The organism is Rhizocola hellebori, from assembly GCF_016862955.1.
GTDB classification, from domain to species: domain Bacteria; phylum Actinomycetota; class Actinomycetes; order Mycobacteriales; family Micromonosporaceae; genus Rhizocola; species Rhizocola hellebori.
Genome location: NZ_BONY01000010.1, coordinates 130690 through 145334 on the forward strand (window position 1 = coordinate 130690; position 14645 = coordinate 145334).

The window sequence follows — 14645 nt, forward strand, 5'->3', positions numbered from 1 at the left end:
GACAGGCCAACTAGGTCACTTTACCGTGCTGGTGTCCGGGTCGAGCACTCGCCGTGCGGTGTCACGCAACTCGACCCGGCGGACCTTGCCGGTGGCGGTGGTGGGGTAGGCGTCGACGAACACCACGCGGCGGGGGCGTTTGAACGACTCGATGCCGTCGCGGCAGAAGTCGATCAGCTCCTCCTCGGTGGCGGTGGCGTCGGGGAACGGTACAACGAAGGCGACGGGTTTCTCCAGGCCATCGCTGTCGTGAGCGCCCACGACGACGGCCTGGGCCACCGCCGGGTGGGCCAGCAGGCGGTGTTCGACTTCGGCCGGTGCCACCCAGATGCCGCTGACCTTGAGCATGTCGTTGGTCCGTCCGAGGCAGGTGTAGTAGCCGGCCGCGTCCAGGACATAGGTGTCGCCGGTACGCAGCCATTCGCCTTGGAACACCTGGCGTGAGGCTGCATAGCGGGCCCAGTAGCCGGTGGCTGTCGAGTCGCCGCGCACGAACAGGGTGCCCGGGACACCGGTGCGGGTGTCGTGGCCATCGTCGTCGAGAATGCGCAGGTCGTAGCCGGGTACAGCGACCCCGGTGGTGCCGGGGCGCACCTGGCCGGGGCGGTTGGACAAGAAGATGTGCAGCATCTCGGTCATGCCGATGCCGTCGATGACGTCGATGCCGAATCGGGTGGTCCAGCGGCGGTAGAGCTCGGCCGGCAGGGGTTCACCGGCGGAGACGGCCAGGCGAACACCGGCGAGGGCGTCAGCTGCCAGGTCGGCTCGCAGCATGTTGGCGAAGAAGGTCGGTCCGGCGAAGAACAACGTGGCGCCGAACTGCTGGGCGCGTTCGGCGAGAGTGTCCGGTTTGGACGGTGTGGGTTCGAGGACGGCCGTGGCGCCCACCGCGAGCGGGAACAGGATGGAGTTGCCCAGGCCGTAGGCGAAGAATGCCTTGGCCGCGGAAAGGCAGCGGTCTTCGCGATGGATGCCCAGCACCTGCGCGCCGTAGGTTTCGCACACGACGCGGATGGCGCCGTGGCGGTGCATCGCCGCTTTGGGTTTGCCGGTGGTGCCGGAGGTGTAGAGCCAGAACGCCGGGGAGTCCGCATCGGTCGGGTAGACGGTGTGGCTGGGGTCTGCGGCGGCGAGCTCGGCGAGCCGAGCCGGGCCGGCGATGGGGGTTTCGGTGCCGGTGGCGGCGGCCAGCTGCTCGAACTCGGCGGTGACCGCCACCAGCGCGGCCCGTGAGTCCAGCAGCAGCTCGGTAAGCGCATCGGCGCGCAGCATGGTGGAAACCGGTACGGGCACGGCTCCAATGCGCAGCGCCGCCAGGAAGACGGTCACGAAGTCGGGGCCGTCGGCCATGACCATCAGCAGGCGCTGCTCGGGAAGCAGGCCGGCGTCGCGCAGGCCGCCTGCGGTGCGCACGGTGCGATCGTGCAGCTCGGCATAGGTCAGCGTGCCGGCGCTGCCAGTCAGGGCGACGCGGTCGCCGTCGCCGGTGGCAAGGTGGCGGTCGAGCAGGTAGGTGCTGGCGTTGAACGGTTCAGTCATGGCGGCACCGTCTTCCGGCTCAGGCGAGGTGGACGAAGTCGTAGTCGAAGGGTTTGCCGTTGATGCCTTGCCGCGGCGGCGCTATCCAGGCGGCGATCTTTCCTCGTTCGTGTACCGGCCGCATCAACGACCGCACATGGGTCTTGTCCACGTCGGTGGGCAGCCATTCGCCCATGCGCCGCTGCCATTCCTCGGTGGACAGCAGCTGACCGTCGGGTGTGGACTCGATGCCGGCGAAGGTTCCGACCCGGCGGTTGAAAGCGATGTGCGGCAGCTGTAACCGTTGCGGCAGGCCAGCTTCGGCGAGGATCCTGTTCCAGCGCTGGAGGCCGATCTGGCAGTCGCCGATGTACTCGCGGCGCAAATCGGTGTTGAGCCCCACCAGCGCGGCGACCTCGGTGTAGCCGATCTGGCCCTCGTCGGTGACGGTGTCCACCATGATCGAGTCGTTGGTGAGACGGTGGTCGTCGCTGCGTCGCTCCTCGGACCAGCGGCCTTTGAGCCCGGCGGTGAAGTAGTTGGCCACGTTGGTAGACGTCTCGGACCCGAACAGGTCCAGCGAGACCGAGTAGTGGAAGTTGAGGTATTTCTGGATCGTGCGCAGCGGGATCGCGCCGTAGGGGCCGACGTCGTCGGTGTCGTTTTCCACCATCAGCTGCGCGGTCCGCTCGACGATCCGGTCGATGCCGGTGGTGCCGACGAACATGTGGTGGGCTTCTTCCTTGAGCATGAATTCACAGGTACGCGACAACGGATCGAAAGCGGACTCCTTGAGGGTTCCGAGCTGATACTTGCCATCGCGGTCGGTGAAATAGGTGAACATGAAAAACGACAGCCAGTCCGGTGTCTCCTCGTTGAAAGCGCCCAGGATTCGCGGTGACTCTTCGCTGCCGGAGTTGCGGCGCAACAGTTCGTCGGCCTCCTCGCGGCCCTGCCGCCCGAAGTAGGCGTGCAGCAGGTAGACCATGGCCCACAGGTGCCTGCCTTCCTCGACGTTGACCTGGAAGAGGTTGCGCAGGTCGTAGAGGCTGGGCGCGGTCGCGCCGAGGTTGCGTTGCTGTTCCACCGACGCCGGTTCGGTGTCGCCCTGGATGACGATGAGCCGTTGCAGCTCGGCGCGGTACTCGCCGGGCACCTTCTGCCAGGCGGGTTCGCCCTTGTGCTGGCCGAAACCGATACGCCGATCGGGTTTGCGGTCGGCCAGGAAGATTCCCCACCGGTAGTCGCGCATGGCGACGTGGCCGAAGTGGGCCCAGCCCTCGCGGCCGACGTTGATGGCGGTGCGCAGGTAGACGTCGCGGGTGGGCAGGGTCGGTCCCATGAACTGCCACCAGTCCAGGAAGTTGGGCTGCCACGACTCCAAAGCCCTTTGTAGCCTGCGGTCCTCGCGCAGGTCGACGTTGTTGGGGATGCGTTCGCTGTAATCGCCGGCGGTCATGCTCACACTCGCCTTCGGTCGAAGTCGGCGCGCTGGCCGGTGCCGAACTTGCGCAGGGCGCCATCGGGCCCGGAAGCGTTGGGGCGGTGGAAAATCCAGTTCTGCCACGCGGAGAGCCGGCCGAAGATCTTGGTTTCGATGGTCTCCGGGCCGGCGAAGCGATAGTTGGCTTCCATGCCGGTCAGCGCGTCCGGGCTGAAGCTGGCCCGCTCCTCGACGGCGATGCGCACCTCTTCTGCCCAGTCGATGTCGTCGGGCGTGAAGGTCACCAGCCCGAGCCGTTCGGCGGCCTCGGCTTCCAGCGGCATGTCGACGGCCGCCTCGGCTGCGGCCAGCGCCTCGGGGTCGCCGAAGAAGCGGGTCTGCAGCCGGGTCAGATCGTTGCCCATCGGCAGCGCGCCCAGGTTCATCGGCCCGACCGTGACCGCGGCCGGCGACGTGCCGGCCGGGCCGTCTTCGAAGAGGCCGAACAGGTGATAGGAGCGGTCGGCGGCCAGCGCCAGCTCGAGCAGCGAACCGGCGAAGCAGCTGCCGGGCTCGATCAGCGCCAGGATGCTGCGGCTGGTCACGTCCAGGCGTTTGAGGGTCCGTTTGAGGTACAACATGATTTCGTTGGAAAGCCAATCGGCGCCGTTGTCGAGCAGCAGCGCGTCGTGGGCCAGGACGAGCGCCGGGTCGCCTGAAGTGCGCAGCAGCCAGGTGCCCAGTTCGGTCTCGTTGGTACGCAGGTCGAGGATGAGGTCGTCGAGTTCCCGCGTCATCGCCAGGGTCCAGAACGCGACGCCCTGCTCGTGCAGGCCGGCCGCGTCGGCGGGCGGCGCACAGGCTGGCCCCGACACGGTGATCTCGGCGCAGCCGCGGTCGTGGTCCAGCACGGCCCGCACGTGGCGGTAGGCGATGGTGTCGTCGGTTCGGGTCTTCTCCAGCTCGGCCAGCTCGATGCCCGCCCCGGCCGGACGGGCGGACCGGGCGGCGAGCTGCGCTGCGCGTGCGTCCACTGTGGATGCCCACTGGGTGCGGGGGACCGCCTCGTCGATCAAACGCCAGGCCACCGCCCGGCGGCCACCAACACCGTCGGCCTTGGTGGTGAAGTAGTCGGCCAGATCGCGGCGCACATGCCGTTTGTCGACGAGCCGGGTGAGCCCGCCGGTGCCGGGCAGCACGCCCAGCAGCGGCAGCTCCGGCAGCGACACCATCGACGAGCGGTCGTCGACGAGCATGATGTGTTCGCAGGCCAGAGCGAGCTCGTAGCCGCCGCCTGAGGCGGTGCCGTTGACGGCGGCGATCCAGGTCTGGCCGGAGTGGGCTGAGGCGTCCTCGATGCCGTTACGGGTCTCGTTGGTGAACTTGCAGAAGTTCACTTTCCAGGTGTGCGGGGCGGCGGCCAGCATGCGGATGTTGGCGCCGGAGGAGAAGATGCGCTCCTTGGCACTGGTCATCACGACCGCGCCGACCTCGGGGTGCTCGAATCGCAGCCGCTGCACGGCATCGTAGAGCTCGATGTCGACGGCCAGATCGTAGGAGTTGAGCATGAGCTCGTAGCCGGGCACCAGGCCACCGTGCTCGTCGACGTCCATGGCCACGGTGGCGATGGGACCGTCGATGCTCAGCCGCCAGTGGCGGTAGCGCGACGGGTGGGTGCGGAACTCGACCTGCATCGCCTCTCCTGCCGGGGTCGGGCCGTGACCCCTAAATTCTACAAAGATTTGCAAGTACATCAATATTTTGTCGCAGATGCCGCGCCCGTAGCATGGGGCCATGACGCCGACCACCGCAGACGCCGTCGGCGAGGGATCCCCGACCATGTCGCGCCGGCATGCGGCCGGTGCCGACGGAGCCCGCGGCCTGCTGTTCACCGTGCTCGGCGAGTTCGCCCTGCCGCATCGGGGGCCCATCCCCACCGCGGCGATCATCGACGTGCTGGGCCGGCTGGACATCGAGGAGAAGGCCGCCCGGCAGGCCCTCGCCCGTACGGCCGCCGACGGCTGGCTCGTCTCGGCCCGACACGGCCGGCGCACCCTGTGGTCGCTTAGCGACAGTGCGGTCCAGCTGCTCACCGACGGCGCCGAGCGGATCTACTCCTTCGCCGGCCGGCAGGTCGGCTGGGACGGGCGGTGGCTGCTGGTCCTGGTCCGGGTGCCCGAGACCGAACGCTCCGCGCGTCACCTGCTGCGCACCCGGCTCACCTGGGCCGGATTCGGCAGCCCCGCACCCGGCGTGTGGATCAGCACCCACCTCGATCGGGTTGCCGAGGCCCAGCGGGTACTCAACGAGGCTGGTCTTCTCAAAGACGCCCAGATCTTCCTGGCCGAACGGCACGGCGGAGGAGAACTCGCCACGATGATCCGCCAGGCGTGGGATCTCGAGGCGATTGAGGAACGCTACGAGGAGTTCCTCGTCGAGTACGCCCGCCAGCCCTCCCGGGATCGGCTGGTCCGCGTCATCCAGCTCGTCCACGCCTGGCGGCGGTTTCCGCAAATCGACCCGGCCCTGCCCGCCGAGCTGCTGCCCGAACGCTGGAGCGGAGCTCGGGCGGCAGCGCTGTTTCGCCGCCAACACGCCAAATGGAGCGCCGACGCCACCGCTCAATGGCGCGAAACCATCGTGCCGGGGACGCGCGGGTAGCGCGTCCCCGGCACTTGCTCGTCTTTAGATTCGGGTCATCGTGTAGTTACCCGCGCCGGCGGCGTTGATCACGACCACGCCGTACCAGCCGCTGCGGGGTGGGGTGAAGGTGATCGTCTCGGCGGCGCCCGGCCCGCCGGCGGTCGACGAGGCGAGGGCCTGTCCCCGGGAGCGGACGAACGTGTTCGGGTCGGCCGGGTCGCTGCCGAAGAGGAACAGCTCCGGGTTCTGGCCGATGTTGGATGGGGTGACTCGCAGGGTCACCGGGACACCGGCGCTCAGTGAGGTGTCCATGACCTGCACGATGCTCGAAGCATTCATGGCGAGGATGTTGCTGTTGCCCGGGTTCAGGACAGCCGGGCCCTGGGCCAGCTGGATCTGGTAATCGGCTGCACCGCCCCAGAGCCGAACCTGCGGGTAGTAGTCGCCCATCGGGCGGCGGTTGGTGTCCACCGCGACAATGTCCACTGTGGACCCGCCGAACCAGCTCCCGCCCAGACTGGCGGTCTGCGCCCGGTCATCGAAGAGATAGAGGTCGTGGTCGGCACCGGCTGCCGGCCGCAACGCGACCGCCGACCAGTAAACGCTTGTCGTCCGGTACTGGAAGTTGTGCGACGGCACCGCGGGTGGCCGGGCCAGCGTGGTGTAGTCGGTCAGCGGGTCGCGGAACTGGTAGTCGATGGCGTTCTGGTAGAGGCAGGCCATCGCCCCGGTCTCGGCGACGTTGAACTCGTCGGTCGCCCGGTGGGCCCAGAACTCGGCGAACGTGTTGCTCACGTGATGGGTGAAGGTGTACCAGATGTTCGACCAGCCCTCACCGGCCCGATCCCACAACGTCTCGTTGCCGGTGTCGGTGATGTCGAGCAGCGCCCCGGCCACCCGCAACTCGGACGCGTCCGTCTCGCCCCAGCCGTCACCCCAACGCTGGCCCTCCAGGCTGAGAGACGTCCCGCCGGGCAGCCGCACGAACGGGTCGTTGTACATGGTGGCGGTGAACCAGTGGGCGAATCCCTCCACCCAGGCACAGCCGGTGGACGTGGCGATCGTGACGGTGTGCGGGGCGCAGTTCGGGGTCGCGGGCATCGCGTCGTTGTAGACGTCGTCCATGAGCGAGTTGGCGAGCTCGCGGGTCACGGCCATCGGGGTGTCCGGGTCGGTCGCGGCCAGGCGCACCGTATTGGTGTCGGCCGCGTAGTACGGCCCGTCGACCGAATCCTCAGTCCACCGGATCCGCATCTGCCGGCACACCGCATCCTTCGGGTCGAAGCAGCCGTTGACCGGCTTCGGGATCCACAGCCAGGTGAAGTCGACGATGTCGTAGGCGTGCAGCGCCCGGTGAAGGCCTGGCGCACCGGTGGTCAGGCTGCCCATGTCGAGGACCGCGCCGGGCTTTACGTCGTCGATGGTGCCCGTCTGAAACATGTACGGGCCGGCGTCGGAGCCCACGCGCCACTGTGAGACCTCGGAGACGAACCTGACGCGGACATCGGCGGTGCCGGTGTCCGGTGCGGTTTCGGACGCCGAGTCGAAGCAGATGTTGTAGTTGCCAAAGTAGTCGGTCACGGCGGCCGCGAGCAGATCGTCGCCGGTCTCCGGATCGACATCCCAGACCTGCACCTGCATGTTCATCAAGTTGTGCCAGACCGCGTTCTGGTCCAGGTAGGAAAAATTGCCCTTGACCCGGGTGTCGCATGCGGCGTCGATGCCTGCGCGTGCGATCCGGGTGGACGCCGGCAACGTGGCGGCGGTGATGCCCTGCCCGCTCGGCCGAACCGGTTGGGCCGCTTTCACACCGGCGGGCACGGCCGCGGTCGGCACCACGCCCGGCTGGGTCGGATTGCCGACGCCAGACCCGCCCGGCGCGCCGATGGCCGGGATGCCGGTCGCGGCCGCGCCGCCTGCCGCTCCGATGAATAGTGCCGTCAGAGCCGCGATGGCGCGGCTGGTGAACCTGTTGGGCAACATGAATCCTTGCTCCTCCCTGTGGGAGTGGCCGGTCGGATCTCGCCGAGCCACGCGGGAATGAGCGAATTGAAAGACCGTCTGATACATCCCAAGGCTGACCGCTAGGCGACAGCGCCGGTTCAGATCCGTGTTGATCACGCTCGGATTCTCGAAAACTGACGGCTTTCGGCGGGCCGGTTCGTAACGTGGCGGCCATCTATGCGTCCCCGCTCCCACGAAAGGCCTCACCGTGAGACGTTTCGCCAGCGCCCTGACCGGCGTCGTGCTGGCCGCGGCCGCCCTTGCCGCGACCGGTTTCGACGCCGGCCCGGCGGCAGCCGCGACCTTCGCCCCCGCCAGCGGCCGGTTGCTGTTCATCGGGCAGTCCACCCAATCGTCGTGGAACGACTACACCTCGTTCGCCGCCGCGCCCGCCGGTGGCTCGGTCTACTACGAGGTGAAGTCCGGCAACTGGATAAACCCGGCCCACCGCGACTACGCCGGTTTCCTTGCCCAGCAAGCAAAGATGGTCAAGATCGGAATCAGCTGGAAGGACAACCCGCCGGGTTTCACCGGCGGCGATGAGTCCGCCAAGGCGGCGCGCTCACGGGCGGTGACCCAGGAGCTCGCCAACGGCCAGCACGCCGGGCAGTTCACCAATCTGATCAATTTCATCAACGCCAATCCGCAGGCCAAGTTCTTCCTGCGGCTCGACTGGCGGCCGCACCACCGACGGCACGGCGGTGCAGCTGTGGGACTGCCTGAACAACCCCGCCCAGCAATGGCGGATCGAGCCCAACGGCGCCCTGGTCAACCCGAACTCGGGCAAGTGTCTCGACGTGGCCGGTGGCGCCACCGCCGCACCGACGTGCCGTTGGCGGTGCTTGCGCCGGCCACGTCCAAACACTTGCCCGAGTTGGGGTTCACCAGCGTGTTGCCCACCTGCTGCCACATCTGGGCGGGGTTGTTCAGGCAGTCCCACAGCTGGGTTTTGGTTCCGTCTTCGGTCCTGCCGCCGGAGACGTCCAAGCAGCGGCCCGACACTGGGTTGATGATGGAGCGGGCGGCAACACCGCCACCGCGGATGAGGAACAGGTTGTCGGCCACGTTGAAGTTGTTGGCCAGGTAGGAACCCGCAGGCGGGTTGGTGTGGTAGTAGTCGTCGTGGTTGCAGTCCAGGCGCGCGTCGTGAGCCCGGTCGCCGCACAGGAATCGCATCGGCGGGTGGTTCGGCTCGTCGGAATAGCACATGACGTCCCACTCGTCGGTGCAGTGCGCGCCGCCGGAGGCGTTGGGGGCGTTGTTGTTCACCGCGCCGAGGTTGTGACCAAGCTCGTGCGCGGCGACGCTGGCGTTCCAGCAGCCGTTGTCGGAGCGGCCGTATTCGGGCCCGAAGTTGGACCGGTTGGCGTCGGTTTTGCGGGTGTCACCGGCGAAGCCGCCGATTCCACAATAGACGTTGGCCTCGACCAGCATGACGTACTTGCGGTCGGTGCGGTTGAAGCCCTGCGCCTTGATGGCGTTGACGCTCGCGCCGAGATCGGCCAGCGCAGACTGTGCTACCTGGACGTCGCGGACCACCGGGCGGCAGGCGCCGTTGACGCTCTCGGTGACGAAGCGGATGTGACGCTGCCCGCCGGTTTCCCGGGCCGACTCGTTGTAGATGACGTCCATGCCTTCGGCGATGGTGCGGAAGGTCTCCAGGAATTGGCCATACCTATTGACATTTCCGTGTACGTAGACCACCTCCACCCGCCGCCCCGACGTGCCATCGCCCTCGCACACCGCGAGCGCCTGCGGCCCAGCCGACACCGTGCCGGACAAGAGTGGCATAGGCGTCACGGAGCGATGCACGGCCAGATACGGCGGCGGGCTGTCCGGCCCGTGCGTGCACATGACGGGCTCGACCAGGTTCACCCGGATTCCGCTGGGGCACATATCGTTGGCGGCCACGGAGAGCCCGCGGTAGACCAGGCCGCGGGCGGCGTCGTCGGCGGGCAGCCGGGGGTCGGGTGCGGGCGCGGCGGGCTGCGCGCCCGCAGGCCCCGCCAGCCCGCCCAGCAGTAATAGCGCGGCCAGGCCGGCCAGGGCCGGCCGTCGTCGCAGAGCCATGACAAGGGCTCCTCTCGGTGAGGGACAAGGAGCCGCAACGTATCCGGACCCTCCCCGTGGTGTCGACACTTTTCGATACCTCAGTGTCATGTGGGCACCGCGTGCGGGATACCTCGCTGCGATGTGGAGCGAACAGTGGGCGACCGGCGCCGGCTGTTCGCCGGGTTTCGAAAACTGTGGGGCGGCGAGCGGGTGGCAGGGAACAATCGGCGCAACGAAGCGTTAGGGGCCAGCCCGCCGGGAGCCGGGCAATGCGCGGGATATGGCCGAGGGCAGACGCTCATCCATCACGTCTGTCCTTTGGAGACTTCATGCCCAAGCTCAGGCCAATGCTGCTTGCCATCCTGCTCGCCTCGGGCGGGCTGCTCGCCTCGCCTCCCGGCGCGGCGCTGGCGGCCACCGAGATCTGCGATCAGTTCGGCTCGCTGCGGGTCGACGGTGACCGCTACATCGTGCAGAACAATCGTTGGGGCGCAAGCACGACGCAATGCATCAGCGTGGAGGGCGCCTCGTTCCGGGTGACCCGGGCCGACCACAACAACTCCACCAGCGGTCCGCCGGCCGCCTATCCATCGATCTACGCCGGCTGCCACTACGGCAACTGCTCCAGCGGCAGCGGATTGCCGTTGCGGGTCAACCAGTTCGGCGATCCGCGCGCCACGTACCACATCAGCACACCGAACGCGGGGGAGTGGAACGCATCGCTGGACCTTTGGTACGACGCGAACCCGTTTCCCGCCGGGCAGAACTTCGGTGCCGAGGTCATGATCTGGGCCAGCCATCGTGGCCGCCCGCAGCCGATCGGGACCCGCGTCGGCACCGTCAACCTGGAAGGCGGCAGCTGGGACGTCTGGTTCGGCAACATCGGCTGGAACGTCATCTCCTACGTGCGCACCACACCCAGTAACACGATGACTAACTTCAGCGTCAAGGCGTTCACCAACGACGCCGTCGCCCGCGGAAAGATCGACACCAACTGGTACCTCACCAGCGTGCAGGCCGGGTTCGAGCCGTGGATCGGCGGGGCCGGCTTGGCGGTTAACCAGTTCGCGTTCACCGTCAACGGCGGTGGCACCGGCAGCACCCCGATTCGCGGGCAGGGCAGCAACCGCTGCTTGGACTTGGCCGGCTGGGGTAGCGGCGACGGGACCAACATCATCCTGTGGGACTGTCACGGCCGCTGGAATCAGCAGTGGCGGCGCGACGGCAACGCCTTCGTCAACCCGCAGTCGGGCAAGTGTCTGGACGTGCGCGGCGCAGGCACCGCCGACGGCTCGGAGGTGTGGCTGTGGAGCTGCATTCCGGGCGGGATCGCCCAGCAGTGGCTGCACCGCGCCGACGGCACCCTGTTCAACCCGCACTCGGGCAAGTGCCTGGATGCCGCCGGATGGGGCACCGGCAACGGCACCGAGCTGATCATCTGGACCTGTGGCAATGGGCAGTCCAACCAGATCTGGCGGCTCGGCTGAACCCCAGGCCTGCCATGACCCGTCGCGGTGGCGTGACCCGCCGCCGCGGCGGCCGCGGCGGCTAGCGTGACCGGCGGCGGGGGATGCTTTCGAGCATCGATCGGACTTCGGCCGTGTCGGGATGGCCGAGCTCGGTGCGGATGTCCAGGGCGGCCTGCCACGCCTCGCGTGCGTAGTCGACTTTGCCCGCGCCCAGCTCCAGCTCGCCTATGTGGATCAGGGTTTCCGCCTCGTGTGGGCGGTCGCCGATCTCGCGGCAGATGCCGAGGGCCTGGTGATGGGCATGGCTGGCCCGGTCGTAGTTGCCGACCAGGCGGTGGGCGCGGCCGAGGCTGTCCCAGATGGCGCCTTCGACCCAGCGATTCTTGTTGGTCTGGGCAAGGATCAGGGCTGCCTCGCAGGCGGCCAATGCCTGCTTGGCCTCGCCGAGCTGGGAGTAGCACCATCCCACAGAGTTGAGCGCGTTGGCTTGACCGATGCTGTCCGCGGCCGCTTTGTAAAGGTCGCTGGCTTTCTTGGCGTGCGTGAGCGCCTCCCGGTGGCGGCCGACCTTGTCCAGAGCGCGGCTCACGCCGAGCTGGGTCTGCGCGGCACCGGTCAGGTCACCAAGCGTCCCGAACAGGTCGAGCGCCCGTTGGTAGTGGCGGCCGGCCTCGTCGTGGTCGGCCAGCTCCGCGGCGGCCAGGCCGATGTTTCGGTGGGCGTGGGCCTGGCCCGCCGGATCGTCGAGCCGCCGCGCCGCGTCGAGTGCGAATCGTTGTGCGGCAATCATTTCCCGCCATCTGCCGCGGCGGGCGAAGTACACCGCCACCGCGTCGGCGAGCTGGTGCGCGTGGGCGTCCAGGCCCGCGGCGGCCGCTTGCTGGATCGCCAGCAGCAGCACCGGGGCCTGGGTCGCCAGCCAGTCCAGGGCCTGATCGTGGTCGGCGAACTGGACAGCGGCCACGCCGGGCTGGGCCGGCTGAAGGGGCGCGACCTGGCGGCGATGCTGATAGACCTGCAGGCTGGCCGCGACCGTGGCGTGCAGGTAGTGGTCGAGCAAACGGTGGATGGCCGCTTGGCGCTGTTGCTCGTCGTCGTGTGCGTGGACGAGCTCCGCCGCGTACACCCGCAAAAGGTCGTGACACAGGTAATGGCCGGGCCGGACTTCGGTGAGCAGATATTCGCGCGACAGCTCGATCAGCATCCGGCGCGCTTGGGCCACGGGCACAGCGGCGAGGCTGGCCGCGGCCGGCGGGTCGACATCAGGCCCGCGATGCAAGCCCAGCAAACGGAACAGCCGGGCCGCGTCGGCGGGCAGGTTGCTGTACGACCATGACAGCACCGAACGCAGGTCGGTCGCTGAGTCGCCACCGTCGAGGGCGTCGAGCCGGCGGCTCTCGTCGCGCAACTCCTCCGACAGCGCGGCAAGTGTGAAACCCGGGCGGGTGGTCGCGCGGGCCGCGACGATGCTCAGCGCCAAGGGCAGCCCGGCGCAGTGCGCGATGATGTCATCGGCCGCGCTCCGCTCCCGCTCCAGGCGCTCCAGGCCGATGGCGTGGCCCAGCAGCTGCCTGGCATCGGCGGGGGTGAGCAGGCTCAACGCGAGGGAGTGTGCCCCGCCGGTGGCGACCAGGCCGGTCAGCCGGCTTCGGCTGGTGACGATGACCAGGCATCCCGCCGAGGCGGGCAGCAGCGGCCGCACATGCTCGGAGTCGCGCGCGTTGTCCAGCACGATGAGAACGTCCTTGTCCGCCAGGACACTTCGGTACAGCGCGGACCGTTCGGTCAGCGAGGCCGGGATCCGGTCCGGCGCGATCCCCAGGGCGATCAGGAACCCATAGCTGGCATCATCGGCGCTGACCACATCGCTGGACAGGTCGGCGCCCTGTAGGTCCACATAGAGCTGACCGTCGGCGAACCGGTGGGCGATGCTGCTTGCCCAATGCAGCGCGAGGGTCGTCTTGCCGATGCCGGCACTGCCCTCGATGGCCACGATGCGCGAAGTGCCCGCCGCGGTGTCCTGCGCGATGCTCTCCAGCCGGCGAAGCTCGTCTTCCCGTCCGGCAAAGTGTCTGGGTACCAGTGGAAGCTGGCGCGGCATGGCTGCCGGGCCGCCACGGCTGCCCACCTGTCCCGTCACCTCGCCACCGCCAATCCCGTCTGGTTGCCCCCGACCAAACTAGCCCACGCCACCATCGTGGGCATCGCCGCGTATCACATCGACATATACGCATGTTGCCGTCGGCCGGTTCAAAGCAGACCCGGCGATCGGCAGCGAACTGTCCAAACCAGACCGCGTGGTGGCCGCAGACACCCAGCCTAGGGGTGCAGGGTGGCATAGCAGAAGTCCGCCGGGGCGTGGCCGCCCGGTGCAAGTCACGTTCCGCTACTCTTCCGGGCGGCCCACCAGTCAGGCGTTCACCATCGAGTTCCGCTCCGGTTCCGCCACAGGCGCTTTGTTGGCATCTCCCGGCCTTCTGGGTACAGGGGACTGGCGCACCTACCACGAAATCACCTACAACGTAGACTCCGGCCCGACCGCAACGGCGAGCATCGCCGTGGTCTTCCGCGCCGGTGACGGCAGCGACATCGCCGACCTCGACTGGATCCGCTTCTCCTGAAACCACACCACCACCGTGCTGCCGGGCGTCCCGCGAGACGCCCGGCAGCACGCGGGTCAGATCCGGTCGGCGACTATCAGCAGGTATTGGAAGCTGCCGTCGTGGTAGGAAGACAGGAACGCCTGCTCTATCCCGCTGCGAACCGAGGACTGCTCACGCATTTGCCAGTAGGGGATGGTCAGCGGGGTCAGGTCGACGACCTTGACTGGGACGAGCCCGTTGGCGGCGAGTGCTTTGAAGTAGGTGCTGCGGGCATGCACGTTGCAGATGTAATGGTTGTCGATCTGGCGAACGGCGGCGGACTTGGCGCCGAGCACGTCGTTGTAGCAGCCGGTGATGTTCACATATCGGCCCCCGGGGCGCAGGATGCGCGCGAATTCGCGGTACAGGTCCTGAAGGTCGACATACATGGTCGTCTCGTTGGTCCACAGCGCCCGGATGGAATTGTCGGGAAGACCGGTGTGCAGCATGTCGTGCAGATGGAAGCGAACCTTGCCGGCGATCTGCCGCTCGGAGGCCTGCTGATTGGCGAAGTCGGCCTGCACCTCCGAAATCGTCATTCCGTCGACCTCACAACCGAAGCGGGCGTTCGCCATGATGCTCGTGCCACCCCGGCCGCATCCGGCATCGAAGAGCCGATCGCTGGGCAGGACCGGGCCGAGCTGATCGAGCAGAAAGTCGGCCTGGGCGGTCTCCAGCCGGTGCAGCTCCTTGATGATCTCCTGATCGCGGATTGCCCACGGGGCCTTGAGCACCGACCGTTCAGGTTCGCCTATGCCGTAGTGGTGATGGTAAAGGCCGTCGACTTTGCCGAGCTCCTCGTTGACCGGATCGGTGGTGTGCACCCGCCAATAGGCGGCGACCTCCTTTTGGTAGTCGCTCAACGCTAGTTCGGGTTGGATGGTGGTGGTCATC

The 14645-nt window shown here is 67.9% G+C and carries 11 protein-coding genes and 1 pseudogene; 4 read left to right on the forward strand and 8 right to left on the reverse strand.

The window, feature by feature from the left end; genetic code table 11:
- Positions 1–15: 15 nt before the first annotated feature.
- From Rhe02_RS10250 to boxC, 3 genes are read right to left on the reverse strand one after another with little or no spacing between them, the layout of a single operon-like run.
- Positions 16–1539 (reverse strand): benzoate-CoA ligase family protein, encoded by a 1524-nt coding sequence (locus Rhe02_RS10250; RefSeq protein WP_203907893.1) that lies wholly within the window; start codon positions 1537–1539, stop codon positions 16–18.
- 19 nt (positions 1540–1558) lie between these two features.
- The gene (gene boxB, locus Rhe02_RS10255; protein ID WP_203907894.1) at positions 1559–2977 is read right to left on the reverse strand and encodes a benzoyl-CoA 2,3-epoxidase subunit BoxB; all 1419 of its coding nucleotides are present in this window, start codon (positions 2975–2977) and stop codon (positions 1559–1561) included.
- A gap of 2 nt (positions 2978–2979) precedes the next feature.
- Positions 2980–4635, reverse strand: a complete 1656-nt coding sequence (boxC, locus tag Rhe02_RS10260) for a 2,3-epoxybenzoyl-CoA dihydrolase (protein WP_203907895.1) — start codon at positions 4633–4635, stop codon at positions 2980–2982.
- 100 nt (positions 4636–4735) lie between these two features.
- Between boxC and Rhe02_RS10265 the strand changes: the two genes are divergently transcribed.
- Positions 4736–5602: a PaaX family transcriptional regulator gene (locus Rhe02_RS10265; RefSeq protein ID WP_203907896.1), complete on the forward strand. Its 867-nt coding sequence runs from the start codon at positions 4736–4738 to the stop codon at positions 5600–5602.
- A 24-nt stretch (positions 5603–5626) separates the two neighbouring features.
- Here the strand turns inward: Rhe02_RS10265 and Rhe02_RS10270 are convergent, their stop codons facing one another.
- Together Rhe02_RS10270 and Rhe02_RS50500 are read right to left on the reverse strand one after the other, a co-directional pair.
- On the reverse strand, positions 5627–7567 hold the full coding sequence (locus tag Rhe02_RS10270; RefSeq protein WP_203907897.1) for a transthyretin-like family protein: 1941 nt from the start codon (positions 7565–7567) through the stop codon (positions 5627–5629).
- 583 nt (positions 7568–8150) lie between these two features.
- On the reverse strand, positions 8151–8285 hold the full coding sequence (locus Rhe02_RS50500) for a hypothetical protein (protein ID WP_275412606.1): 135 nt from the start codon (positions 8283–8285) through the stop codon (positions 8151–8153).
- Positions 8286–8289: 4 nt separating this feature from the next.
- Here Rhe02_RS50500 and Rhe02_RS49755 point away from each other — a divergent pair.
- Positions 8290–8370 (forward strand): annotated as a pseudogene (locus Rhe02_RS49755) (hypothetical protein); the annotation flags it as partial.
- Here the strand turns inward: Rhe02_RS49755 and Rhe02_RS50760 are convergent.
- The gene (locus tag Rhe02_RS50760; protein ID WP_308441989.1) at positions 8357–9748 is read right to left on the reverse strand and encodes an RICIN domain-containing protein; all 1392 of its coding nucleotides are present in this window, start codon (positions 9746–9748) and stop codon (positions 8357–8359) included. The pseudogene Rhe02_RS49755 and the gene Rhe02_RS50760 overlap by 14 nt on opposite strands.
- Positions 9749–9969: 221 nt before the next feature.
- Here Rhe02_RS50760 and Rhe02_RS10280 point away from each other — a divergent pair, with 221 nt between their 5' ends.
- Complete coding sequence (locus Rhe02_RS10280; protein WP_203907898.1) at positions 9970–11127, forward strand: GH12 family glycosyl hydrolase domain-containing protein; 1158 nt, start codon at positions 9970–9972, stop codon at positions 11125–11127.
- 61 nt (positions 11128–11188) lie between these two features.
- Here Rhe02_RS10280 and Rhe02_RS10285 read toward each other — a convergent pair whose 3' ends face one another.
- Complete coding sequence (locus Rhe02_RS10285) at positions 11189–13249, reverse strand: tetratricopeptide repeat protein (RefSeq protein ID WP_203907899.1); 2061 nt, start codon at positions 13247–13249, stop codon at positions 11189–11191.
- Between the two features lie 229 nt (positions 13250–13478).
- Between Rhe02_RS10285 and Rhe02_RS10290 the strand changes: the two genes are divergently transcribed.
- Complete coding sequence (locus Rhe02_RS10290; RefSeq protein ID WP_203907900.1) at positions 13479–13730, forward strand: carbohydrate-binding protein; 252 nt, start codon at positions 13479–13481, stop codon at positions 13728–13730.
- 56 nt (positions 13731–13786) lie between these two features.
- Here the strand turns inward: Rhe02_RS10290 and Rhe02_RS10295 are convergent, their stop codons facing one another.
- Entirely contained in the window at positions 13787–14644 is an 858-nt protein-coding gene (locus tag Rhe02_RS10295; protein ID WP_203907901.1) for a geranyl diphosphate 2-C-methyltransferase, read from the reverse strand.
- Position 14645: the final 1 nt, after the last annotated feature.